This is a genomic window from Citrobacter sp. ANG330 (assembly GCF_047467925.1).
GTDB lineage: Bacteria > Pseudomonadota > Gammaproteobacteria > Enterobacterales > Enterobacteriaceae > Citrobacter_A > Citrobacter_A amalonaticus_G.
In genome coordinates, this window is the sequence record NZ_JASJUI010000010.1 from 1 (window position 1) to 22,800 (window position 22,800).

The window sequence follows — 22,800 nt, forward strand, 5'->3', positions numbered from 1 at the left end:
CGGGCAAGCGAAGCGCCCCCGGCAGTGGTAAGCCGGATGACGGCTACACCTTATCCGGCCTACGGGAGTGCAAATCCAGCCCGGGCAAGCGAAGGGCCCCCGGCTGCATCGTTGGCGCTTACTCTTCTTTCGGCAAACACTGCAAATGACCGTGGCGCACGCCGCGCTGGGCGATAACATCATCGGCAAAATGCTGCACATCGCCCATATCGCCTTTCAGAACGGCAATTTCCAGGCAGTCATCATGGTTGATATGGACGTGCAGTGTGGCGACCGATAAATCATGGTGATGATGCTGCGTTGAGACAATGCGGCTGGCTAAATCACGCTTTTCATGTTCATACACATAGGAGAGCACCGCAAAGCCCTGGGTGCCGTGCTCTTGCGTGGTTTCCTGCGCCAGCGCGCCGCGCAGAATGTCACGAATCGCCTCAGAGCGGTTGTTGTAACCACGACGCTGGCTCAGGCTATCCAGCGTTTCCAGTAAATCGTCATCAAGCGTGATGGTGACTCGTTGCATCAGATATCAACCTTACGAAATGGCGCGACGGCGCACGGGGAATGCGGGGAGTACCGCCTGTTGTAGCACACGACCGGCCTCGGAGGAAAAGGTTAATGCCTCGCCGACTTCCTGTGTCTCCACGATTTGTCCTTCTTCCATCACCATGACGCGATGGCAAAAACGTTCGACCAGCCGCAGATCGTGGGTGATAAACAGACAGGCGGTACCAAACTGCTGTTGCAGTTTCTTGAGCAGACGAATAACGCCTGCCTGCAACACCAGATCGAGATTCGACACCGCTTCATCCAGGATTAGCAGTTTCGGTTCCACCACCAGCGCACGGGCCAGGCAGACACGCTGGAGCTGACCGCCGCTGAGCTGCGGCGGTCGTTTGTCGAGAAGGCTATCGTCCAGATCCACGGCGTGGAGCATTTCACGAACCCGCGTCATCTGTTCGGCTTTGGACAACGAGAGTAAATGGCGCATCGGCTCTCGCAGGATCTCGCATACGGTTTTACGCGGATTCACCGCGCTGATGGAATCCTGAAACACCATCTGGATATCGCGGCGAAACGCCTTTTGTTTAGCCCGGTTCAGTTTTGCCAGCGGTTCACCGCGCCAGCTTACGCTTCCCTGACTGGGCGATTCCAGACCGACCAGCAGACGTGCCAGCGTGCTTTTCCCGCAGCCGCTGCGCCCCAGAAGCGCAACGGTTTCGCCGCTTTTCAGAGTCAAAGAGACCGTTTTAAGCACCTGCTGATGTTGATGTTTTCCACTGACGCCGGAATGCGCATACTGGTGTGAGAGGCTGGAAACACTGAGTAACGTCATGAGGTTAACTCCATTCCGTACAGGGCGAGGTGGGCTGATACCAGATTGCGGGTGACGGTGTGTTTTGGTGAATGGAACAGGGTTTCCACGTCGCCCTGCTCAACGATATTACCGTTATCCATCACCGCCACGTCATCAGCCAGTCGCGCAACAACGCCCATGTCGTGAGTCACCAGTAGCATCCCCGGCGCCCGGCTGTGCATAATGCTCTCCAGCAGATCGAGGATGCGCGCCTGCGCCACCACGTCCAGATCGGTGGTTGGCTCGTCGGCGACGATAAACGGCGCATCGGACAGTACCGCCATCGCGATCATCATGCGTTGCAGCATGCCGCCGCTCATCTCGAATGGGTAAAGCTTCAGCACGCGTGCGGGGTGTTCCAGTCCAACCGCCTCTAAGGCGTGCATAATCGTGGCGTCGTCTGCCGGTTTACCCAGCGCCTGACAGGTTTCCCGCGCGTGCGTCGCCATCGTATGCAGCGGATTAAACGCACTGCGGGGGTTTTGCATAATGGTGGCGATTTTGTATCCGCGCAGGGAGCATGGCGAAACCGGCTTACCGTCAGCAAGAATCGCTCCCGACGTCTGGCGCACGCCAGCAGGTAAAATCCCAAGCGCCGCCGCGCAGGTCAGCGATTTTCCGCTCCCGCTACCGCCAACCAGTGCCAGTACGCGTCCGCGTTTGAGCGTTAACGACACGCCGTGCACCAGTGGGCGATCGGCCTGTAAGGCGATATTTTGCAATTCAATGTGCTGTGGCATCAGTGAGCATGCTCCGTGACCAGATGAGGATCAAGGTGATCGCGCAGGGCGTCGCCCACCATATTGAAGGCCATCACCGTGATAAACAGCGCCAGCCCCGGCCAGAACATTTGCAGCGGCTGGGTCCAGATATACTGGCGGGCGTCGTTAATCATCACCCCCCATTCCGCCGTCGGTGCCGTCACGCCCAGGCCGAGGAACGACATCCCGGCGACGTGCAGCATCATATGACCAATATCCAGCGTGGCCAGCACCAGCAGCGAGGGGATTACAGCACCAGCCAGATGATCGATAAACACCCGGACATGGCCCGCGCCGGAAAGCCGCGAAGCGAGAACAAACTCGCGCTGGCGCAGGGAAATCACCAGACTGCGCACCATGCGCGCATACCACGCCCAGTGTGACAGGGCGATGGCGATAATCACGTTAGTCAGCCCCGTACCCAGCACACCGACCATAAAGAACGACAGAATGGAGGTCGGGAAGGTCATAAACATATCGGCGACGCGCATAGTAGCCTGGTCGACACGCCCACCCAGCAGCCCGGCGCTGCCGCCGACAATCAGCCCCAGCGCCAGTACCAGCAGCAGACAGGCCATTACCGAGCCCAGCGACACGCGGGTCGCCGCCAGCAGGCGGGAGAAAATGTCGCGCCCCAGATGGTCCGTTCCCAGCCAATGCTGGCTGTCCGGCGCCAGCAGGCGCGAGGGTAAATCGATCGCTTGCGGATCATACGGCAGCCACCACTGGCTGGTCAGCGCAATCAACGCCAGCAGGGCGATGACAATCATGGCCAGACGAACCGACCAGCGTGAAGAGAGGAAAAAGTTCACGAGTGCGCTCCTTCATGACGACGAATGCGCGGGTCCAGCGCGGCGTTCAGTAGATCAACAATCAGATTACAGACCACGAAGACCACCACCATCATCAACGTAAAGCACTGAATCACCGGGTAGTCGCGGTTAAATATCGCTGAAACGGCGTAACGTCCGACGCCCGGCCAGGCAAAGATGTTTTCGATAATCATCGTCCCGCCAATTAACTCGCCAATGTGCATCCCGACAGCGGTGACGACCGGCAGCGAGGCGTTACGTAAAATATGGCGGCGCTCTGTTTGTTTGTCGTTCAGCCCGCGCAGGCGCGCCCAGGTGACGTGACGCTGCCCGGCGACTTCCAGCATGCTGGCGCGTAGCAGTCGGGCGTTGATCGCCAGCGACATAAAGGCTATCGACACCGCCGGCAAAATGAGGTGCTGCCAGCCGCCGTAGCCCATTGCGGGCAGCCATTGCAGCGACACGGAAAAGAACATCACCAGCAGGAAAGCCAGCCAGAAGTTGGGCATCGATACGCCGAGAAAAGCGATCAACCGCACGACATAATCCGGCAGACGGTCGCGGTGACGCGCCGCCCAGATACCGAGCGGCACGGAGGTCAGCAGGATCAGCACCAGCGCGGCACCCGCCAGTTCCAGCGTGGCGGGCAGGAAGTTCAGCATGTCATCCAGCACCGGGCGCTGGGTCGCAAACGAGATGCCAAAGTCCAGATGCAGCGCCTTCCACAGCCAGGTGCCGTACTGCACGACAAGCGGCTGATCGAGGCCCAGCATCACGCGGGTCGACGCTACCATTTCTGGCGTTGGTGGTAGGTTAGACAGGCGCAGATAATCGAGCGCCGGGTCGCCGGTGCCCAGGCGCAGCATCAGAAAGATGATCACCGAGGCGGCGAATATCATCGGAATCAGCAGCAGAATGCGCCGCAGTATATAACGCAACATCAGGGTTTCACCGGTTTAATCTGGTCAAATGGAATTTCAGAAGCGATCGGCGCGTAAGGGATCTCACCCAGTTCAGGTCTGGCGACCACCATCATTGAGACATAGCTGATGGGCAGATAGACCGCGTCGTTGTGCAGACGGGTCAGGATGTCTTTATAGAGCGCCCGACGCTGCGTGTTGTCGGTGGTTTCCAGCACTTCGCCAATCTCTTTATCGATGATCGGCTTATCCGCCAGACCCTGCTGTGCCTGGTAATCCGCATGCGACGGAACGCGCATCGAACTCATAAAGGCGTGCGGATCGTACGGCGCCCCCCAGGTGCGGTTGAAAATCATGCCGAAGCGTCCGTCACGCTGTCGGGCATAAATACTGCTTTCTTCTTCGCCGACCAGTGCGACATCGACGCCAATCTGGCGCATATCGGCCTGAATAATTTCCGCCATCGATTTGCTCAGCGCGTCGGTGCCAATGAACGACAGCTCAATACGCAGCGGTTGACCGTTTTTCTCGCGAATGTCTTTACCTGCGGGGAGCGTCCAGCCTGCTTTTTCCAGTAATGCTTTCGCCTGTTGCGGGTCGTACTGGCGCGGTTTCAGGCCAATATTGGCATAAGGAACGGTAGGCGCAAACAGCGTATCGGCGACCTGCTGCGTGCCGTATAGCGCGTTGTCGATCAGCGATTTTTTGTTCACCGCATAGTTCAGCGCTTCACGTACCGCCAGCTCATTGGTCGGTGCTTTTGCTGAGTTAAGCGCCAGCATCACCGTTTCAATCGGCTGAGAAAGCTGGGTGCGGTAGTTCGGGTTCTGGCTGAAACGGGCAAAAGTATCGAGCGGCAACAACCCTTCGTTACCGTACAACAGGTCGATGTCACCCGTTTCAAACGCCACGGCGCGGGTCGTCGGGTCCGGGATCACCTTCACGGTAATTTTTTGAATTTGTGGCTTTTCTCCCCAGTAGCGATCGTTGCGCACCAGCACATCGTACTGATTGAGCTTTGACGCTTTCAGCACCCACGGCCCGGTGCCAATCGGCGCTTTAATGCCGCGCATCGTTTCGTTGTCTTTAAATTGTGACGGCGCAATAAAGCGGAACGGGCGTGGCAGCGCCAGCTCTTGCAAGAAAGGGTAATAGGCGCTTTTCAGGGTGATTTGTAGCTGGTTTTTGTCGAGCGCTTTCACGTCGACGATCTGATTGACCAGTTCCAGCCAGGCGTGACGCTGACGGTTATCAAGCACCACGCGGAAGTTTTCCGCCGCCGCATGGGCGTCAAACGCTTCACCATTCGAGAAGGTCACATCGTCGCGCAGGGTGAATGTCCAGGTTTTGCCATCCGCCGAGTGGGTCCAGCTTTTCGCCAGCCACGGAATGACCGAACCATCAGCCTGATACTTTACCAGCGGCTCATAAACCATGCTCTGGGCAAACATCTGGTTTGGGGTATACAGATGCGGATTCAGTGGCCCAACGTTGACCGGCCATGCGGTCGTAATTTCGTCAGTGGCAGCGGCGTGCGTAAGGAATGACGCACAGGCCAGCAGCGCAAAAAGTGTGCGGCGTAGTCTGGACAAAATGGTGATCCCGAATGATGTAGAGGTACGACTTAATGAGTATGACGATTCTAAGGAATCATCATACTTTTGACGTGTTCTGGATCAAGAGAAGGGCGGTCAAACACACGAATTATACGAAAATCGTATGTTTGTGATGTCAGACCGTTTCCAGCCACTGCAGCGCGTCTGCGGTCAGGGTAAAGGGCGTGGGGGTACAGACGGCCAGGCTCAGGTTATCGACCTGACAATGGCTGACGGAAAGCCCGGAATCAAATGTACTGTCGACGCTGACGATTTGCCACGCACTGCCGCCGCGCTGTTTCACGATCGCCTCTTTTTGCGTCCAGATGCGCCAGAACGCGGCGAGCTGCCGATCCGGATGTTCCGCTTCTACTTCGGCATGTTCGCCGAGGCTGAACACCGCGTTCGCCAGCGAACGCCAGTTGGCGCGCGGGCGAATGACTTCAAGATCGCAGCCCACTTCACCTTCATCGCTCAGCAGCAGGGCGATGTCGTCCCCGCTGTGGCTCAGGTTAAACCACAGTGGCGTATCCGGCGAAAACGTCGGTTTTCCCTGTTCGCCGTAGACGATCTCTGGCAGCGGCGAGAGGGTGTGGGAAAGCAGAACGCGCCCCGCCAGCCAGCGTGCGCGACGCGGGCCTTGCGGCGCCTGTGCGATTAACGCAGACGGCAGTGCGCCTGCGCTGAGTGTCGAAACTTTTCCCAGTACGATCCGATACATATCAGGACCAACGTTTAATAATGATGGAGGTATTGATGCCGCCGAACGCAAAATTGTTGCTCTGCAAAAACTCACAATCAATCTTACGGGCTTCACCCATAATGTAATCCAGCGCGCCGCAGTTGGCGTCGGGCTGTTTTAAGTTTAGCGTAGGCGCAAACCAGCCTTCGCGCATCATTTGCAGACTCATCCAGGCTTCCAGCGCGCCACAGGCACCAAGGGTATGCCCAAAATAACTTTTCAGCGAGGAGATGGGTACGTTATCGCCATAAATGGCGGCGGTTGCCTGACTTTCCGCAATATCGCCACGATCCGTTGCGGTGCCGTGTGCGGAAATATAGCCGATATCCAGCGCGTTTAACCCTGCCATTTTCAGCGACTGCTCCATGCAAATTTGCATGGTCTCCCGCTGAGGCTGGGTGATATGGGCGGCGTCGCAGTTGGTGGCAAACCCGATGATTTCGCCGTAAATGGTTGCGCCGCGCGCTTTGGCGTGTTCGAGTTCTTCCAGGATCAACGTCCCGGCGCCTTCGCCAATCACCAGCCCATCACGCTGTTCATCGAACGGCGACGGCGTGGTTTTCGGTTGATCGTTACGCTGGCTGGTGGCGAACAGGGTGTCAAACACCGCCGCTTCCGACGGACACAGCTCTTCCGCACCGCCTGCTACCATCACGGTTTGATAGCCGTGGCGAATCGCTTCCCACGCATAGCCAATCGCCTGGCTGCCGGAGGTACAGGCGCTGGAGGTGGGGATCACCCGTCCGCGCAGGCCGAAAAACAAGCCGGTGTTGACAGCGGTGGTGTGCGGCATCATCTGCACATAGGTGGTGCCGGTAATGTTATTGGTGTGCTTTTCGGTCAGCATGGTGGCAAATTCGCTCACCGGGCCAGTACTGCCGGTGGAGGAACCATACGCAATACCCGTTTCCCCGCTGGTGAGCACGTCGTCGCCAATCAGTCCAGCCTGTTCGAGCGCCAGTTCGGTGGCGCGGGTGGACATCAACGACACGCGACCCATCGCGCGGATGCGCTTACGGGTGTAATGCTCAGGTAGCGTGAAATCATCGATCGGCGCGCCCAGCAGGGTATGTAGCCCGTCATAAACCTGCCATTCCGGCATTTTCCTCACCGCATTTTCATAAGCAAGCAATCGTGCGGAGACGTGCTGCCAGTCTTCGCCGAACGCGGTGACGCCGCCCATCCCTGTAATCACTACACGCCGAGTCATAACATCCCTCCGTTGATGGAAATCACCTGCCGGGTAACGTAGCCCGCGATATCCGACATTAAATAGCTGGCAAGCCCGGCGACTTCGTCCGCCTGACCCATGCGTTTCATCGGAATCATCGCCATCGCTTCCTTCAGTGCGGCGTCTTCCATTTCGATCATACCGGTGTCGATTAGCCCCGGCGCGATGCAGTTAACGGTAATTTTACGTTTCGCGAGTTCAATCGCCAGCGCTTTGGTGGCGCCAATAATCCCGGCTTTAGCGGCGCTGTAGTTAACCTGGCCACGGTTTCCCATCACGCCGGAGACAGATGACAACGTAATGATGCGACCGCCCTGGCGCGCGCCGATCATCGGCATGATGCACGGCTGAATGACGTTATAAAAACTGTCGAGGTTAGTGTGAATCACGGTGTCCCAGTCGCTGTCGCTGAGTGCCGGGAAGGCCGCGTCGCGGGCGATTCCCGCATTATTGACCACGCCGTACCACGGACCGTGCGCCTCGATATCCTGTTCCAGCACCTCGCGGCATTGTTCGCGGTTTGCCACATCAAAACTGAGCAAACGCCCCGCGCCGCCGACGGCGAGGATGGCGTCCAGCGTCTCCTGTGCGCCCAGCGCATCACGGTGATAGTGCACGCCGACCACAAAGCCGTCCGCTGCCAGCTGGCGGGCGATAGCGCGACCGATACCCTTACTGGCGCCGGTAACCAAAACTGAACGACTCATGCGGACGCTCCTTGTTGAAATAGAGAATGAAGTTCTTCTGCCGATGGCTGGAAGGTATTGATGCGGCCTGTTGCCAGCGTCTCCTCGCCTGCCGTAATCGCGCATTCGAAGCTGCCGAAACGGTCGTCCTGCATCAGCAACTTAACGGTAATCGATAAAGCGGTTTCTGCGGGCAACACGCCTGCCGCGCAAATCAGTTCGCGGGCGCCGAGTACCATGCCCAGCGAAATCGCCCCCTGGCCCTGCTGATGGCGATGCCAACCGGACCAGACGCCGACGGTCTGCGCCATCAGTTCCAGTGCGAACCAGCCGGGTAAATTACCCTGCGGGTCAAGAAATGGCCCCAGCACGCCGTCGCTTGTTACGGTGACGCGGCAGACAGCGGTTTCTTCGCGCACACAGGCTACCTCGTCAAGCAGTAGCATGGGAGCGTCGTGCGGCAGGTATTCGCCAGGTGATAAATAGTGGCTCATGACATCCTCCCGAGCAGAATACTGGCGTTATTGCCGCCAAAAGCGAACGAATTTGACAAGATAACCGGGCGTTCAAGGGGCTGCGGCTGTTCAATAATGCCGCAGGATGGCAGCGAGGGATCGCGTGGCGACAGGCTGAAATCCTGCGCCGGCAACGGCAGATTGCGCTGTAAAATCAGCATGCTGAGCGCGGCTTCGGTAATTCCGGCCGCCCCCAGCGTGTGGCCGGTCAGGTGTTTGGTCGAGCTGCACGGGACGCGCTCGTCAAACAGCGCGTTCACCACCCTGGATTCGATCTGATCGTTCAGCGGCGTGGCGGTGCCGTGCAGATTGATGTAGCCCACCTGTTCGGGTGTGAGACCGGCATCGTCCAGCGCCTGCTGGATGGCGCGAATGGCCCCAACGCCCTCGGGATGAGGTGCAGAGATATGGTGCGCGTCACTGGATTCTCCCACGCCAAGCAGTGCGATGGGCTGCGGTTCGCGGGTCAGCAACATCAGCGCCGCGCCTTCGCCAATCGTAATGCCGCTGCGGTCACGGGCAAACGGCAGGCACCGCGTCGTGGAAAGCGATTCGAGACTGTGGAAGCCGTTGATCGGCATCCGGCTCAGGGTATCCGCGCCGCCGACAATAGCGACATCCGCCAGACCGGACTCAATCAAACGCCGTCCGCTGATGATAGCGCGGGCACTGGAAGAGCAGGCGGTAGAAAGGGTAAACGCCGGGCCGTCCAGCTTCAGCCAGTGGCTGAGAAAGCGCGAGGGGTCGCCCAGTTCCTGCTGCGGATACTGCCAGTGGGGGCTTTCCTCGCCGTTGAGCGTCAGGTTAACGTGTTTGTCACCTTCATCGAGACCCGAGGTGCTGGTCCCGAGTACAACGGCGACTCGCTCGCGACCGTAACGCGCAATGGCTTCATCCACCTGCGGTTGCATCTGTTGGAGCGCCGCCAGCAGCAACTGATTATTGCGCGAACGATGGGCGCAATAATCATCAGGAATCGCAGGCAGTTCGCCCTCCACACCGGCGAGTACCGCGTGAGGATGGCCCTGTAGCCAGCCGGTGCGCGGGCGCATGCCGGGGGCAACGCCGCGCGTGAGGTTAGCGGCAATCTCATCGGCATCGTTGCCGAGTGCGTTAATCATGCCAACCGCAGAAATGTAGATCATCTCAGTCACCCAGATATTGAATGGTGATGTGGTATTTAAAGACGTGCTGTTCGATGCTGATCGGTTCGCGCTTGCCTTTGCGGTTCAGGTAGGTGATTTCCGTCACCAGCGTGCCGCGGGCATTACGCAGTTCACGCCTGTCGCCACGGTCCGTCAGCGTCCAGCCTTTCGGCAACTGCGGCTGCCAGGCGCTAACCGGCCAGTGGCTAAGCATCACGTCCGCCAGCACCTGACTGGCGGGCGGCAATTGTGGAACCACGATGGACTGCTCGGTGTGTAACCCTTTGTCATCGTAAGTGACGAGGAACAGACGAATACCCACTGACGACAGCCCCGCCAGCGTGATTTTTTTGTCATCGGCATTCAGCATCACCAGTAATGACTGGGTTTTGCCCTTGAAGCTGCCGGTAAGCAGCTGTTGAGAATTGACTGCCGGAGAAATACCCGGCGCAGGCAGCGTCACGCGAGTCCCCGGTTCCAGCCATGCCTGTGGGCGACCTTGCTGATCTTTTGGCGAGTGGCTGCAGCCGGCGAGTGACAGCGCGAAGAGGCACAGTGCTAACTGCCGGATGGCGCTACGCTTATCAGGCCTACGCCAACCTGTTGTCCCGCCAGGTCGGATAAGGCGTAACCGCCATCCGGTAAAAAGACGTTTCATCATTTTCGTTTTTTCTCTCTTTTCATCGGCATCGCCAGAGGGGAAAGCAGGAACGCGGTGAAAATGCCGCTCACCAGTACAATGCCAAAACTGCTGATCGCCTGGGTGGCGCTAAAGACCAGCATGCCGAGCGTCAACAGAGTGGTCATCATCGCCAGCGTGATGGCCAGCAGGGAAGTCAGCGGTGTTCCGCGTGGGTTACTGAAAAACAGCGTATAGTTAATGCCGATCCCCAGCACCAGCACCAGCGCCAACAGCGAGAACAGATTGACCGCATGCCCGCTCAATGCCAGCACCGCCAGACCGCAGCCCAAAGAGAGCACCGACGGCACGAGGCTGATTAACCCTTTGCGCCAGCCCAGTCGTGCGATTGCCCCGCAGGCAATGACCGCCAGCGCGATAAACAGTAAACCGGTCAGTACGTTGCGATACAACGCAAACAGACTGTCAAAAGTGCTTTTACGATCCACCCACGCGACGCCGGGATATTTTTCGCTGAGCGCGTTGAGCGCAGCGCTCTGTTTGACGCCTTCCACCGGCACCAGTACGCCGCTTTCGCCGTGAGGCAGGCTCAACCACAACAGTCGCCAGCCTTCGCTCGCCGGGCTGGCAAGCCAGGCATCGACGGTAACCGGCATAGGACTGAGTTCAGGATTGACCGTCGTCAGACCGGCGTTGTTCAGGGTCTGAATGACCGTGGGCGCAGCGTTTTGCAGCAAAGTGAGATCCTGCTGCTGACGAGCCAGTGAATTGAGCGGGATGGTGCGATAACCGCGAAGCAGCCCCTCTTTTTTCGCCTGCGCCAGCGCGGGGACAAAAGCTTCCAGCCGTTCCAGCGTCTGCTGTGCGGAGTCGCCGTATACCACAAACCATTTCTGATCGACGCTTTGTCCGGTCAGCGCAGTAATGGCCTTTTCCTGCGCCAGAATGTGCTGCGGCAGCGCCTGCAACTGCGAGATGTCGTCATCCACGCGCAGCGTCGCCACGCCAGCCAGTGAGAAGAGAGCCAGTGCGACGGGTAGGCCAACAGAGAGTTTTTTATTCCGTCGCCAGGCGGCAAGCCAGCGCAACATCAGTACCATCGCCGGAACCGGGCGCACGGGTAATCCACGGCATAACCACGGATGCCAGAAAATCACCGTCAGGCACGAGGCGCTCAGCCCTGCTGCCGCAAATACCGCCATCTGGCGAATGCCGGGGAAGGGGGCGAGCATCATAATCAGGTAGGCCGCGACGGTGGTTAGCAGCGCCAGAAGCAGTGCATTTCGCACTTTTGCCAGGCTTTGCCAGGGCGAGGTTTCCGCGCCGTGAACCATCCGTTCAGTCAGGTAATACAGCGTGTAATCGGCGGAGATGCCGATAATGCTCATACTCATCACCAGCGTCATCAGATGCAGTTCGCCGAAGAGCAGGAGTGTAACGACGGTTCCTGCCAGCGCGCCGATACTGATCGATAACAGACACAGCAGCAGTGGGCGAAGTGAGCGGAACACCGCGACAATCAGCAGCAATACGCCCAACACCGTAGCTACCCCGAGCGTGGAGACATCCTGCTTTGCCTGCTGACTGGCGTAGTCACTGTAAAATACCGTGCCACGCGACAGGAGCTGCGCCTGCGGATGGCGGGTCTTCAGCTCGCCTTCCAGCGTCGCGAGCGTCGTGACCAGCCGGTGTGTCTGTTGCATATCGAACGACGAACCGGCCAGTTCGCCATGCAGCAGATACCAGTCGTTTCCCTCGCGGTCCTGCGCCACCAGCCAGCCGTCCATCAGTCGCAGACGCTGACCGTTTTCGGCCATCGCCAGCTGTGAGCCGCGCATCAGCATCAACGGGTCGTTTTGCAGCTCTTTACCGCTGACGCCGGAAAACGCGGAATAGAGTTGAGACAGGATCCATTGCGCCTGCGCCTCGCCGCCGTTTTGCAGACGGGCACGAGTCTGTGCGTCGATTAAACCGTTGCGGTGCTGCCAGAAGAACGCGCCCCAGGCCTGTTGGCTGTCGGCGTCCATCGGGCCTTTCACCTCTGCCAGCGCCTGCGACTGTTGCAGCATTGCCAGCCAGTCGCGGGCGATTGCCGGGTCCGCCTTTTTACCGGGACTGACCAGCCAGACAAGTTGGCGGTCAAGACGCTGCATAAAGCCGTCGTTCAGGGCAGGCGGAATCGCCCCCAGCGCCTGTTTTGGCAGCATCGCCAGCACGCTGCTATTGAGTCGCGCCTGGGGCAGCAGCGTCAGCAACACGCCCAGCATGATAATGCAGGCGACTCCCCATAACAGCGCGGGGCGTTTACTGGGCGGCAAAACGTTGGCGTTCGTCATCAGTCAGTTGCGCAGGCGTCAGTTGGTGTTGTGAAAGTACGATATCCGTGCGGTCGCCCTGTTTATCGTTAAGCTCTATGCGCTCCAGATAGTCTTTTCCGGCTAAATCGATGGTGGCGAAGATCTTATCCAGCGGCGTGGTGACAGGCGTCAGGCGCAGCGTCCAGCGGCCTTCACCACTATCGGCAAACTCAACGCGGAAATTTTGCTCCAGTACCTTACGGTCGGCCTGAAACAGCCCGCGCAGCAGATGGTTAAACTGGAACATCTGCGGGTTGTTGTCGGCGGTGATAATTTGCGGCGGCTGGCCGTTGATGGCTTGCACCATTCGTTTGTCATCCAGCAGCAGTTGCATCGGGAATGGATGGGTTTGATCCCACAGCAGTCCCTGGTCGCGGGCGATCAACATCGTCCCCGCGGATCGCAGCGGCTGCGGCAGATCCTTAATGGTCCGGGTTTGATCGAAATGGGCGCGGATCACCGGCTGTTCGGTAAAGCGCTGTTGCAGTTCATCCAGTGTCAGGGCGCTGACGAACGGGCTGACGAGCAGCGCCAGCAGCGGCAGAAACCTCATGGCGTTACCCCCATGCGTTCAAACAGGATATCCGGGCAAACGAAGCACATTTCGCGGCTTTTCTCTTCCACTGCTACCTGAATGGTATAGCCCGTCGTCGCACGTTTCCCGCTTTCAGCATCGAAAATTTCATAGCCAATGCGCAGGCGGTTTTCGAACTCTTCCAGACGTGCCCGCACGCGAATGCGCTGCTCAAAGGTCAGCGGATGGCGGTATTTCACACGGGTATCGACCACCGGCCACAGGTAGCCGGAGGCTTTCATCTGGCGATAGCCGTAGTCGAACTGGTTAAGCAGCGCTTCGCGGGCGATCTCGAAGTAACGGAAATAGTTGCCGTGCCACGCCACGCCCATCATGTCGACGTCGTGAAACGGAATGGTCAGCTCAACTTCAGCCGTAAAGCGGGGATCGTTCAGCACCCTTTACTCCTTGTCTTTGGGTTCCGGCAACTGCCAGAAATCGAAAAAGTTAAACCAGTCGAGCGGCGACTGTAACGCGTAATGTTCAAGACGCTCGGCATAGCGATCGACGGTGTGCTGTAGCGCCTGCTGGCGTTCGGCGCGCGGCAGAACCAGCGGATCGGCGAACGGCTCGCAGTGAATGCACAGTTTTCCGCGCTGGCGCAGGGCAAACAGCAGATCCACCGGGCAGCGCAAAATCGAGGCGAGGATAAACGGCCCCTGCGGGAACGGGGCGCCTTGCCCCATGAAACGGCTCCAGCAGACGCGCCATTCGCCGCCACGCTGTGGATTTACCGCAATGCGATCGCCGACGATGGCAATCCACTCGCCGCGCTCCAGCTTCTCTTTGAGCGCAATGGCGGTGTCCGGACCGATATCGGTGACCGGCATCAGGTTGAGTCCGGCCTGCGGGGCCATCTCTTCCATAATCTGCTTAAAACGGCGGGCGTTGTCGCTGAACACCAGCGCGTTGATGGTTTTGCTGCCCTGCAACTGCGCCAGTGCACGACAGGCCTCAACATCGCCCAGATGCGAGGCCAGCAGCAGCTTGCCGCGAGGATCGCTCACATTCAGCGCCGCTTCAGCCCCTGGCGCAAACACCACGTCGCGGCCAAAATGTAGCTCGCCGCGCCAGCTGGCGATTTTATCGAGCATCGCGTTGCCAAAACGCAGGAAGTGTTGATAACTGGTGAGTTTTTTCGGCACCGGCATGGCGCGCAGGATCAACTGCTCACGCACGCGAGCGATCCAGTTCTGTGAGGCCTGGCGAGCGGTGGACGCCGTCAGCCAGTACACACCGACCACCGGATACAACAGCAAGGTGAACGCTTTACGTCCCAGCAGTCGCCAGACCAGCAGCATCAGGCGCATCCCCCACAGTCCTTTTACCTCATGCTGGCGCGCCCAGTGCGACGATGAGCGGCGCAGCAGCAGTGACGGAATGCGCGGCAACATGCCGAAGAACAGTCGGGTGTGCATCAGCGAAATGCGGCAGTTATCTTTCAACGCATCGAAATGTGATAACCCGTCTTCGGGATAGGTCACGCGGGTCGGGACAAAATGGCTGGAGGTGCCCTGCCACCAGAGACGCACCATCACTTCCGTATCGAAGTCCATCCGCTTGCCGAGCGTTACCCGTTGCGCCAGTTCGAGCGTGGGGGCGACGGGGTAGACGCGAAAGCCGCACATGCTGTCTTTTATCTGCAGCGAAAGGGTTTCAATCCACACCCACACATGCGTTATCCAGCGACCGTACAAACGCGAGCGGGGAATAGAATCGTCGTAAATCGGCTGTCCGGAGATCAGCGCGTCAGGATGCTGCTGCGCCAGTTTCAGCAGTTCTGGAATGTCTTCAATGGCATGTTGACCGTCAGCATCGACCTGGACGGCATGGGTAAATCCGGCGTCTGCCGCCGCCTGTAATCCCCGAATCACCGCTGCGCCCTTTCCGGCATTTTCCGCCAGACGAATCAGCGTCAGGTTGTCTGTCTGCGCGGCGAGTTTATCCAGTTCCTGCCGGGTCGCTGCATCGCTGCCGTCATCCACTACAATACACGGCAGGTCAAACGGCTGCAGGCGCGTCAGCACACGCGACATCATAGCGCCGTGGTTATAGCAGGGGATCAGCACGCAGGGGGAAAAGGTCAACGGCATAACCGGATCTTCCCGCTGCTGGCGGTTTGGCGTGCGTCACCGTCGTGGCGTTGATAACTGAACGTCAGGATTTGACGCGCTTCCTGCCAGCTCAGCGTCAGCGTGACGGTGTTTTCCGGCAGCAGCGGCGCCTGGAACTTCACATTCTGAATGCTGTGAAAACGCCAGCCGGGGGCGAGCAGGGTGGTGGCATAGTGCATCACCCAGTCCATCTGCGCGACGCCCGGCAGCAGCGGCTGCACGGCAAAATGGCCGCTGAACCAGAACAGGGAAGGATCGAGATGCAGGACGATCTCGACCTGTTGGGGCTGTGCCTGATGGCGCTCAATTTCATGGGGTATCATGAAACAACTCCTGTAATTGCGCATAGACACGCTTATTCATACTGTTGACCGGGATTTCGTCGATCACCCGCCAGTAACGCGGTACGGCGACCGGCTCCAGCCATGGTAGCAGCGCCCGTCGCCACGTCAGCTCCTGGGTTTTTCCGCCGCCGTTTTGCCAGCGGCGATACGCCTCGTCATCCAGTACCAGCAGTACGCCCACGCCCTGGCGACCGCCACGAGTTATTGGCAGGGCGGCGACCTCGCGGATGCCCTTTAGCTCCAGCAAACGTTGCTCAACTTCGCTGAGCGAAATGCGCTTTTCTTCAATTTTGACCACTCGCCCACGGCGTCCCATCAGGCGAAACTGACCGTTTGGCTCAAACTGCAGGATATCGTCGAGCAGCAAACCGTTAGCGTCGGCAATCAGCGGAGAGAAGACGCGGAATGCTTCCTCTTCTGCGATAAATGATACGCCGGGGAAGGGCAGCCAGGTGACATTCTCCTGCTGACGATAGCGCCAGGCCAGAATACCGGTCTCGGTGCTGCCGTAGATTTCATCCGGCCAGACGTTCAGCCAGGCGGCGGTTTGCGTGACGTCCTGCCACGGCAGCATGCCGCCAGCAGAGAGAATCATTGCCACCGGCGGCGGAGTAAGCTGGTGGTCGAGGCGTTTTAAAAACGCCGGGCTGCTGATAAATACGTAGCGATGTTCGTGACCCAGCGCGGCAAGCTGCTCGGCGTAGTAAAGCATGGCCGCATGCAGCGGCAGGCCGAGCGCCATCGGCAGGAAAATGCGGAACGTCAGGCCGTACAGATGCTGCGGCACGACGGAGGCTACCACCCGGCACCCCGCCAGGCGGTCGGCAAAGCGCGCGGCCAGCATTTCGGCTTCATGGTCCAGACGGGCAATGGGTTTGACGATGCGCTTCGGTTGTCCCGTTGAGCCAGAGGTAAACAACTCGATATATGCATCAGGGCGAAGGGGCGGGAAAAGGCAGACCTCGTCACTCTCCATCATGACTGAACTGACCACCCACAGCGGCCCCTGCCAGCCGAGCGTTTTATCACTCAGTACGCCGTCAAATAGCGCCCGCTGTTCATCCAGCAACGAGACACGACTGTGTCCCGGAATCACCGGCGTTTTCCCTGCATGCAGGGTAGCCAGCAGTGCCACGATAAACAGATAGCTGTTTTCAAAGCACAGCGCCCAGCGATCGCCTTCCTGCTGCTGCAACGTTGTCATCAGTTGGGCGACATCATAGCGTAAGTGGCCGAGTGTCCAGGTCCGTTCGTCCAGCCAGGCGATGGGCGTATTTGCCGGACGAGGAGAAGTAAGCCATTCGGCAAGCATCAGGGTCTGCTTCATTGCGGATCTCGTTTAATCATCTGGCGGCGTACCAGCCATTCACTGCCCATCAGTAGCCCCATCAACAAATAGGCGATCATGCCGTTCCACGCGGTCCACATTGCCATATCACCGTGGAGGGCGGTAAACAGGGCCACGCCGCCATTAAAGATGAAAAAGGCGCACCAGATCTGCGTCACCCGGCGGGTGTAACGCACCGCCACATCCGGGAGTTGGGGATCGCGCAGTCGCGCCAGTCGTTCAACGATGGGCATCGCTGACCAGAGCGAACCGCCAAAAACGGCAAGCATGACGGCGTTTACCACCACCGGATAAAACAGCAGTAACTGGTGGGTTTTAAGCAGATAGCTTGCGGCGCACAGTGTGATGCCCGTGACGGCGACGACCTGAGTGACCACGCACAGCGGACCCGCCTGTCGCCGGGTCTGGCGAAAGCGCAGGAACAACAGCAGCGCCATAATCGGCAGAATCCATTGCAGGCTGTGATGCGCCAGGCCAAACCAAATCAGGAAAGGCCAGGCAAGCAACAGCACGCCGGTCAGCACAGGCAACGCGCGAACGCCAGACACGGCGTATTACGCTTCTTTAAGCAGGCGTTCTACCGCATCAACGACATCCTGCACGGTGCGTACGGCTTTGAACTCTTCCGGTTTGATCTTCTTACCGGTTTTCTTTTGCAGGTGGACTATCATGTCGACGGCGTCGATGCTGTCCAGCTCAAGATCTTCGTACAGACGCGCCTCAGGTTTAATGTCCTGCGGGTCGATTTCAAACAGCTTTACCAGCAGTGCGGAGACTTCGTTGTAGATAGCGTGTTGATCGGTCATTACGGACTCTCCTCAGGCACGTTGCGCATGAATGAAAGACGCCAGCGTGGCGACGGAGAAGAAGTGCTGACGCATCTCTTCGCTTTCCGCTGAAAGCACCACGCCGTACTGATTTTTAACCGCCAGTCCCAGCTCCAGGGCATCAATTGAGTCCAGACCCAGTCCATCGCCAAACAGCGCCGCCTCGGTATCAATGTCGTCTGTCGACAGTTCGTCCAGATTCAATGTTGTTATGATGAGATTTTTAATTTCAAGATAAAGCGCTTGCATCATTAATTCCTGAGAAAGGTAACGTACCTGGTTGTAATTGAAGCAAAAGATGCCGGTTTAGCTGTCTTGCCGCCAGCGCCGGTTCTTGTAAATTTGCGTCGTAAAAATGGTCGATTTTAACCCGCTCGCGTACCTCAACGGTAAACAGCGGTTTTTTCGGTGGCACCTGATACCATTTGCTTTCTTTATCCAGCATGCGCTGGCTGCAATGGATGGTCACCACGCGGATATCGCTGCCGCAGCGCACGGCGATATTCGCCGCGCCACGCTGCAGCGTCATGGTCTCGCCGGGCGTGGTGCGAGTGCCTTCGGGGAAAATCAAAATCGTATCGCCCTGCGCCAGACGCTGCTGGCAGGCGGGTAATAGCGCATCCGCCTGGCTGTTGACCAGATAATCCGCGGCACGGACGACGCCGCTGAGGAACGGATTCTTCAGCAGTGCGCTTTTCACCAGACAGTCTGTTTCGGGCATCACTGACGCCAGTAGGACATAATCGATCAGCGTGGGGTGATTGGCGACCACCAGACATCCGCGTTCCTGACGCAAAATATCGACCCCTTCCATGCGGTAATCCAGTACGCCTAATACGCGGGTGACCGCTAAAAAAAGACGGAAACTGGCAGCTATACTGCGTCGCGCAATGCGGCGACGCCGGGGATTATCCCACACAAAAACTAACAGAACGTTAAACCAGATGACCGAAAGCAGCAGTCCGCCGAGTCCGAAGAGGGCAAAGCAAAAGCCGGTCATGGCGATCCGCCACAGGCGGTTCAGCGTGGAGAACCCCCCTTTCATGACCGACTCCAGTGCCATTGCACACGCTCGCCCGGAAGAGAAAATGCGTCGGCATTCAGTAAATAGTGCTGTAAAAACAGCAGACTTTGTGGAAGTGGCGTTTCAGAGCCTGCCTGAGCCGGTTCGCTCTGACACACCCAGTCGTTGCCGGCTTCACAGACCAGTGCGGTGGCGTACGGCCAGGTTGGCATATTTTCCGGGAGGCGCGGGTGGTAAAACTCGGGAAGAAAACCGTCGAAATCGACCATCAGCACGCGCTGATAACCCGCCTGTAGCAGGCAGATGACTTCGCATAACCCCTGCTGGAAGGTATCGCGCCCGGCGGAAAGTGATGACGAGACGATAGGGTGTTTAGCCGCGATGGTCAGGTTGCCCACCGCGGAATTGTGTACCGACAGAGCGAAATCGGTCGGCGAGAGTGCTTGTTCTGTCGCCAGCGCATGCAGAATGCGGTAGTTACGTTCGAGTTCGCCATGACGACTGGTGTACAGCACCGCGTCGATAGCATGGCGGCGTAGCATCGCCAGACCACATTCCACCGCCAGTTTGCTGCCTGAGCTGAGGCGACGGGCGGTCATCATCGGCAGTTCGCTCAGTTTGCCTTGCGCTGCCGTGGGATCGATGGCGTGCGGATGCCGTGACCACTGCTGCCACTGTATCGATTCGCTCAGACCAGGCGCCATCGCCCGCCAGTCAGTTATGTTTAGTGAGAATTTCATCAACGCGCGTCCGCGGTAAACCGGTGATTCCAGGAGCGTTAAGTCGCTACCTTGTTATTTTTTCTTCTGACATATCAATAAAGTATGTCCAACGCCCAGATTGTCGTGGCGTTCTTCTACCTGGAACCCTGCCTTGTCCAGATAGCCATAAAATTTCTCTGCGCTGTAGAATCGGCTGTTACCGTTCGCCATGCAGGTAAAATAGAGCGAAGACGCATTCAAACTGAATGAGGCGGCTTCAAAGCGCTGTGCATCCCAGAACAGCTCCATAATGCACAGCCTTGCGCCCGGTTTCATCACACGGGCAACCTTGCTGAGCATGGTGACAATTTGCTCCGGTGAAAAACAGTCAAGAAATTGACTCATCCACCAGATATCGGCTTCTGTGGGTAAAGGCGCATCGCCAAGCATATCCACCGCATGAAAATCGATACGATGAGATAATCCTGCATTTTCGATATTTTCGCGGGCAAGTGCAATTTGTTGTGGCAAATCTAATAACGTCACCGCGATATTTTCGTCGAACTGGCTACAGCGTATTGCCCATTTCCCCGTATTTCCGCCGACATCGTACAGGGTTGCAGGACAACTGGCGAATATATACGGTAATGCGGCATCAAACGCACCGTCAGAATAGTAATGATCGAAGGCGAACCAGCTTTCACGTGCGGACGGTGGTAATTGCGACAATGCCGGATAGATCGTTGGCCAGTCCCCAAACACTTTTAACCCGGACGGTTTTCCTTCTTTCAGGGCATTCTCTAAAAAGAACAATCCCTGATAACAGACGTCGTGGGTGAAATCCATATTCACGCGAGTCATCGTGTCATGCAAAAGGAAATGTCCGATTTTCGCCAGATAATAGCGTCCCGCGCGATGGGTAATAATGCGTCCGCTTAATCCCATATCCAGCAAGACACTGACCGCATATTCGTTGACGTGGCTGTTTTCGGTAATCTCTTCCAGTGTTGCACCCTGCTTACCCTGGCGGTCAAGATACGCCAGCACATCAGCATTTCGCAGGCAAAGTGCGGTTTGAAACAGCATGGGGGCGAAGGCGATACGCTGCGCTTCCGCGATCGCATCCAGTGCGCTGAGGGAGTCCTGTTCGTACATAGCGAGTACAACCTGTTAAGAGATAAAAAGAGGTTATCGGGCCGAAAACGACCCGACTTTAGGCGTAATTACAGACCTGCACCCGCAGACAGGTTCAACTGAATATCTTTATCCAGGTTACGTACCCAACGGTTGTAGTTTTTATGAATTTTGCCGCCAGAGGCCTGCAGGTTGAGGCTGCTGTCGTATTTGATATCGTAGCTGGAGGCGGTATAGGTGATACGCACTTCTGCTACGTGGTCGCGAGACTGCTGGCGCGCTTTGATCACCCCAGGACCGGCTTCGGTCATAATCCATTTACGCTGTACACCCGCTTTCAGGATCGCGTTTTTCACCTGATCCTGCGTGTGGCCCGCAGTCACAGAAGAGTGCACCTGATCGATTGGCGCTGTTCGCGCACAGCCAGCCAGCGCACCGACAACCGCAATTGCCGCAAACCACTTAATGTATTGTTTCATGAAAACTCCCTATCAAAATTACTATTTATATTAACGTCGAATGCATTTCTGAATTGCGTTTTAGTTACAATGATACCGACTTTTTTTAATGTTAACTTTGACGGGGCACCGTGAAAATTCTGAAATTAATTCATGTACACGGAAGACATTTATCCTCCGGATTATCATGGTATTAGTTAATTCTCACTTAAATTAAATCGTCGATATCATTTAATTTGAATTAAATGCAATGCGGAAAAACCTGGCATTCATTTCGCGAAGGAAACCGCGCGCTTATTGAAACAGCCAGGTAACAAAAGCGCGCCATATAATACTTTCATCTGTCAATGGGGAAAACTACCCTGGTTAGTAGGGGTGTTATCCCGGTAATCGGCTTTTTGGCCGGCCGGGGCCGAGTAATATGGCCAGTTTGCTACCGCCGGTTGTAGTTTCCATCCAGATTTTACAGACGCTGGTCAGTGGAACGGAGAGCAGCATTCCCACCGGGCCGAGCAGCCAGCCCCAAATTAATAATGAGAGGAAGACGACCAGCGTCGACATCCCCAGACGATGCCCCATCATTCGGGGTTCAACGATATTGCCTAACACCATATGAACAACCAGAAACAGCGCGCCCACCAGCACGCATTCATATATGCCATTGAACAACAGCGCCTGGATCATCGGCGGGACGGCAGAAATCACCGAGCCAATATTCGGTACGTAGTTCAGCAGGAACGCCAGAACGCCCCACATCAGGGCAAACTGAATATCCATCAGCGCCAGCCCCAGCCAGACAATGACCCCAGTCCACAGACTGAGCAGCGTTTTTAATGCCAGATAATGGGAAACACCCTTCAGTGCCCGATGCAGTCCGGCGATGTGGATTTGCGGATTGTGCAGCGCAAAGCGCATTTTGTAGGGCACATGCCGTACTTCAAACAGCATAAAGACAACCGTCATCACCAACAGCACGACGCTGGCCATTGCCCCCGAGAGGCCGGTCATCAGCGTGGTGGTGAAGGTGACAATTTTCTCCGAATCCATGCGTTGCAGCATGCGCTCTGGCGACATATGCAGGTTCAGAAAGGGCATCATATCTTGTAGATACAAAAGCTTACGTGTCAGCTCCTTATTGTACTTTGGCAGCATGGCTATAAATTCGTTAATCGAGGCGGCCAGTACGCCAATCAGCGCGGTGAGCACGATCAGCATCACGACGACCACAAGAGTGATCGCCACCGGACGTCTCACTCCCCGGCGGACAAACCAGGTCACCAGCGGGTTGAGGACAATGGCGAAAAAGAGCGCCAGTAAGAGCTGCACAATGATATCTGCGGCGGCGTGGATCCCGGCGAGGATCACGACCAGTGCGGCCAGTTTGAGCAAAATATGTAAACCCGCTTTGTCGGGCTGAGGGGTCGTCATGATGACATCCTTTTTATGATTTTCATTAAGTGTAGCGGCTGGCTTGCTACCGATTATCCTAATCTGCTTACTGATTTTCGCGTCGCGACA

26 protein-coding genes are annotated in these 22,800 nt (G+C 57.3%); all 26 read right to left on the reverse strand.

Annotated features, from left to right (window positions below; genetic code table 11):
- Window positions 1-118 precede the first annotated feature (118 nt).
- Complete coding sequence (gene nikR, locus QNN88_RS18595) at window positions 119-520, reverse strand: nickel-responsive transcriptional regulator NikR (protein ID WP_042323093.1); 402 nt, start codon at window positions 518-520, stop codon at window positions 119-121.
- Window positions 521-532: 12 nt separating this feature from the next.
- Entirely contained in the window at window positions 533-1,333 is an 801-nt protein-coding gene (gene nikE, locus QNN88_RS18600) for a nickel import ATP-binding protein NikE (protein WP_414241521.1), read from the reverse strand.
- Entirely contained in the window at window positions 1,330-2,094 is a 765-nt protein-coding gene (gene nikD, locus QNN88_RS18605; RefSeq protein ID WP_414241522.1) for a nickel import ATP-binding protein NikD, read from the reverse strand. Before nikD ends, nikE begins: the two co-directional genes overlap by 4 nt.
- Window positions 2,094-2,927 (reverse strand): nickel ABC transporter permease subunit NikC, encoded by an 834-nt coding sequence (gene nikC, locus QNN88_RS18610; RefSeq protein WP_414241523.1) that lies wholly within the window; start codon window positions 2,925-2,927, stop codon window positions 2,094-2,096. The genes nikD and nikC overlap by 1 nt, the downstream gene beginning before the upstream one ends.
- Complete coding sequence (nikB, locus tag QNN88_RS18615; protein ID WP_414241524.1) at window positions 2,924-3,868, reverse strand: nickel ABC transporter permease subunit NikB; 945 nt, start codon at window positions 3,866-3,868, stop codon at window positions 2,924-2,926. Before nikB ends, nikC begins: the two co-directional genes overlap by 4 nt.
- The gene (gene nikA, locus QNN88_RS18620) at window positions 3,868-5,442 is read right to left on the reverse strand and encodes a nickel ABC transporter substrate-binding protein (RefSeq protein WP_414241635.1); all 1,575 of its coding nucleotides are present in this window, start codon (window positions 5,440-5,442) and stop codon (window positions 3,868-3,870) included. The genes nikB and nikA overlap by 1 nt, the downstream gene beginning before the upstream one ends.
- A gap of 136 nt (window positions 5,443-5,578) precedes the next feature.
- The gene (gene acpT, locus QNN88_RS18625; protein WP_414241525.1) at window positions 5,579-6,163 is read right to left on the reverse strand and encodes a 4'-phosphopantetheinyl transferase AcpT; all 585 of its coding nucleotides are present in this window, start codon (window positions 6,161-6,163) and stop codon (window positions 5,579-5,581) included.
- Window position 6,164: 1 nt separating this feature from the next.
- Window positions 6,165-7,394, reverse strand: a complete 1,230-nt coding sequence (locus QNN88_RS18630) for a beta-ketoacyl-ACP synthase (RefSeq protein ID WP_414241526.1) — start codon at window positions 7,392-7,394, stop codon at window positions 6,165-6,167.
- Entirely contained in the window at window positions 7,391-8,122 is a 732-nt protein-coding gene (locus tag QNN88_RS18635) for a 3-ketoacyl-ACP reductase FabG2 (RefSeq protein ID WP_414241527.1), read from the reverse strand. Before QNN88_RS18635 ends, QNN88_RS18630 begins: the two co-directional genes overlap by 4 nt.
- A complete protein-coding gene (locus QNN88_RS18640) occupies window positions 8,119-8,595 on the reverse strand; it encodes a 3-hydroxy-fatty acyl-ACP dehydratase (RefSeq protein ID WP_414241528.1) in 477 nt (158 codons plus the stop codon). Before QNN88_RS18640 ends, QNN88_RS18635 begins: the two co-directional genes overlap by 4 nt.
- Window positions 8,592-9,761 (reverse strand): beta-ketoacyl-[acyl-carrier-protein] synthase family protein, encoded by a 1,170-nt coding sequence (locus QNN88_RS18645; RefSeq protein ID WP_414241529.1) that lies wholly within the window; start codon window positions 9,759-9,761, stop codon window positions 8,592-8,594. The genes QNN88_RS18640 and QNN88_RS18645 overlap by 4 nt, the downstream gene beginning before the upstream one ends.
- A 1-nt stretch (window position 9,762) precedes the next feature.
- The gene (locus QNN88_RS18650) at window positions 9,763-10,419 is read right to left on the reverse strand and encodes a DUF3261 domain-containing protein (RefSeq protein ID WP_414241636.1); all 657 of its coding nucleotides are present in this window, start codon (window positions 10,417-10,419) and stop codon (window positions 9,763-9,765) included.
- Entirely contained in the window at window positions 10,419-12,737 is a 2,319-nt protein-coding gene (locus QNN88_RS18655) for an MMPL family transporter (protein WP_414241530.1), read from the reverse strand. Before QNN88_RS18655 ends, QNN88_RS18650 begins: the two co-directional genes overlap by 1 nt.
- Complete coding sequence (locus tag QNN88_RS18660; protein ID WP_414241531.1) at window positions 12,706-13,311, reverse strand: LolA family protein; 606 nt, start codon at window positions 13,309-13,311, stop codon at window positions 12,706-12,708. The genes QNN88_RS18655 and QNN88_RS18660 overlap by 32 nt, the downstream gene beginning before the upstream one ends.
- The gene (locus QNN88_RS18665; protein ID WP_042998503.1) at window positions 13,308-13,730 is read right to left on the reverse strand and encodes an acyl-CoA thioesterase; all 423 of its coding nucleotides are present in this window, start codon (window positions 13,728-13,730) and stop codon (window positions 13,308-13,310) included. Before QNN88_RS18665 ends, QNN88_RS18660 begins: the two co-directional genes overlap by 4 nt.
- Window positions 13,731-13,733: 3 nt before the next feature.
- The gene (locus QNN88_RS18670; RefSeq protein WP_414241532.1) at window positions 13,734-15,425 is read right to left on the reverse strand and encodes a glycosyltransferase family 2 protein; all 1,692 of its coding nucleotides are present in this window, start codon (window positions 15,423-15,425) and stop codon (window positions 13,734-13,736) included.
- On the reverse strand, window positions 15,416-15,769 hold the full coding sequence (locus QNN88_RS18675) for a hydroxymyristoyl-ACP dehydratase (RefSeq protein WP_414241533.1): 354 nt from the start codon (window positions 15,767-15,769) through the stop codon (window positions 15,416-15,418). Before QNN88_RS18675 ends, QNN88_RS18670 begins: the two co-directional genes overlap by 10 nt.
- The gene (locus QNN88_RS18680; RefSeq protein ID WP_414241534.1) at window positions 15,756-17,117 is read right to left on the reverse strand and encodes an AMP-binding protein; all 1,362 of its coding nucleotides are present in this window, start codon (window positions 17,115-17,117) and stop codon (window positions 15,756-15,758) included. The genes QNN88_RS18675 and QNN88_RS18680 overlap by 14 nt, the downstream gene beginning before the upstream one ends.
- Window positions 17,114-17,686 carry a hypothetical protein gene (locus QNN88_RS18685; protein ID WP_414241535.1) on the reverse strand — a complete coding sequence of 191 codons (573 nt, stop codon included), beginning with the start codon at window positions 17,684-17,686 and terminating at the stop codon, window positions 17,114-17,116. The genes QNN88_RS18680 and QNN88_RS18685 overlap by 4 nt, the downstream gene beginning before the upstream one ends.
- Window positions 17,687-17,692: 6 nt before the next feature.
- Window positions 17,693-17,944 (reverse strand): acyl carrier protein, encoded by a 252-nt coding sequence (locus QNN88_RS18690; protein ID WP_195296128.1) that lies wholly within the window; start codon window positions 17,942-17,944, stop codon window positions 17,693-17,695.
- 12 nt (window positions 17,945-17,956) lie between these two features.
- A complete protein-coding gene (locus QNN88_RS18695; protein ID WP_206164044.1) occupies window positions 17,957-18,214 on the reverse strand; it encodes a phosphopantetheine-binding protein in 258 nt (85 codons plus the stop codon).
- Window positions 18,195-19,028 carry a lysophospholipid acyltransferase family protein gene (locus QNN88_RS18700; protein ID WP_414241536.1) on the reverse strand — a complete coding sequence of 278 codons (834 nt, stop codon included), beginning with the start codon at window positions 19,026-19,028 and terminating at the stop codon, window positions 18,195-18,197. Before QNN88_RS18700 ends, QNN88_RS18695 begins: the two co-directional genes overlap by 20 nt.
- Window positions 19,007-19,729, reverse strand: a complete 723-nt coding sequence (locus tag QNN88_RS18705) for a beta-ketoacyl synthase chain length factor (RefSeq protein ID WP_414241537.1) — start codon at window positions 19,727-19,729, stop codon at window positions 19,007-19,009. The genes QNN88_RS18700 and QNN88_RS18705 overlap by 22 nt, the downstream gene beginning before the upstream one ends.
- Before the next feature lie 54 nt (window positions 19,730-19,783).
- Window positions 19,784-20,845: a methyltransferase gene (locus QNN88_RS18710; protein ID WP_414241538.1), complete on the reverse strand. Its 1,062-nt coding sequence runs from the start codon at window positions 20,843-20,845 to the stop codon at window positions 19,784-19,786.
- 68 nt (window positions 20,846-20,913) lie between these two features.
- Window positions 20,914-21,291 carry a hypothetical protein gene (locus QNN88_RS18715; protein WP_156595093.1) on the reverse strand — a complete coding sequence of 126 codons (378 nt, stop codon included), beginning with the start codon at window positions 21,289-21,291 and terminating at the stop codon, window positions 20,914-20,916.
- Between the two features lie 369 nt (window positions 21,292-21,660).
- Window positions 21,661-22,710, reverse strand: coding sequence for an AI-2E family transporter (locus QNN88_RS18720; protein WP_414241539.1), 1,050 nt, complete (start codon window positions 22,708-22,710; stop codon window positions 21,661-21,663).
- Window positions 22,711-22,800: the final 90 nt, after the last annotated feature.

Bases quoted from the DNA above. Each gene is read 5' to 3' on its own strand.
- nikR (WP_042323093.1), bottom strand. From the start codon at position 520: ATGCAACGAGTCACCATCACGCTTGATGACGATTTACTGGAAACGCTG.
- nikE (WP_414241521.1), bottom strand. From the start codon at position 1,333: ATGACGTTACTCAGTGTTTCCAGCCTCTCACACCAGTATGCGCATTCC.
- nikD (WP_414241522.1), bottom strand. From the start codon at position 2,094: ATGCCACAGCACATTGAATTGCAAAATATCGCCTTACAGGCCGATCGC.
- nikB (WP_414241524.1), bottom strand. From the start codon at position 3,868: ATGTTGCGTTATATACTGCGGCGCATTCTGCTGCTGATTCCGATGATA.
- acpT (WP_414241525.1), bottom strand. From the start codon at position 6,163: ATGTATCGGATCGTACTGGGAAAAGTTTCGACACTCAGCGCAGGCGCA.
- QNN88_RS18630 (WP_414241526.1), bottom strand. From the start codon at position 7,394: ATGACTCGGCGTGTAGTGATTACAGGGATGGGCGGCGTCACCGCGTTC.
- QNN88_RS18635 (WP_414241527.1), bottom strand. From the start codon at position 8,122: ATGAGTCGTTCAGTTTTGGTTACCGGCGCCAGTAAGGGTATCGGTCGC.
- QNN88_RS18640 (WP_414241528.1), bottom strand. From the start codon at position 8,595: ATGAGCCACTATTTATCACCTGGCGAATACCTGCCGCACGACGCTCCC.
- QNN88_RS18645 (WP_414241529.1), bottom strand. From the start codon at position 9,761: ATGATCTACATTTCTGCGGTTGGCATGATTAACGCACTCGGCAACGAT.
- QNN88_RS18650 (WP_414241636.1), bottom strand. From the start codon at position 10,419: ATGAAACGTCTTTTTACCGGATGGCGGTTACGCCTTATCCGACCTGGC.
- QNN88_RS18655 (WP_414241530.1), bottom strand. From the start codon at position 12,737: ATGACGAACGCCAACGTTTTGCCGCCCAGTAAACGCCCCGCGCTGTTA.
- QNN88_RS18660 (WP_414241531.1), bottom strand. From the start codon at position 13,311: ATGAGGTTTCTGCCGCTGCTGGCGCTGCTCGTCAGCCCGTTCGTCAGC.
- QNN88_RS18670 (WP_414241532.1), bottom strand. From the start codon at position 15,425: ATGCCGTTGACCTTTTCCCCCTGCGTGCTGATCCCCTGCTATAACCAC.
- QNN88_RS18675 (WP_414241533.1), bottom strand. From the start codon at position 15,769: ATGATACCCCATGAAATTGAGCGCCATCAGGCACAGCCCCAACAGGTC.
- QNN88_RS18680 (WP_414241534.1), bottom strand. From the start codon at position 17,117: ATGAAGCAGACCCTGATGCTTGCCGAATGGCTTACTTCTCCTCGTCCG.
- QNN88_RS18690 (WP_195296128.1), bottom strand. From the start codon at position 17,944: ATGACCGATCAACACGCTATCTACAACGAAGTCTCCGCACTGCTGGTA.
- QNN88_RS18695 (WP_206164044.1), bottom strand. From the start codon at position 18,214: ATGCAAGCGCTTTATCTTGAAATTAAAAATCTCATCATAACAACATTG.
- QNN88_RS18700 (WP_414241536.1), bottom strand. From the start codon at position 19,028: ATGGCACTGGAGTCGGTCATGAAAGGGGGGTTCTCCACGCTGAACCGC.
- QNN88_RS18705 (WP_414241537.1), bottom strand. From the start codon at position 19,729: ATGAAATTCTCACTAAACATAACTGACTGGCGGGCGATGGCGCCTGGT.
- QNN88_RS18710 (WP_414241538.1), bottom strand. From the start codon at position 20,845: ATGTACGAACAGGACTCCCTCAGCGCACTGGATGCGATCGCGGAAGCG.
- QNN88_RS18720 (WP_414241539.1), bottom strand. From the start codon at position 22,710: ATGACGACCCCTCAGCCCGACAAAGCGGGTTTACATATTTTGCTCAAA.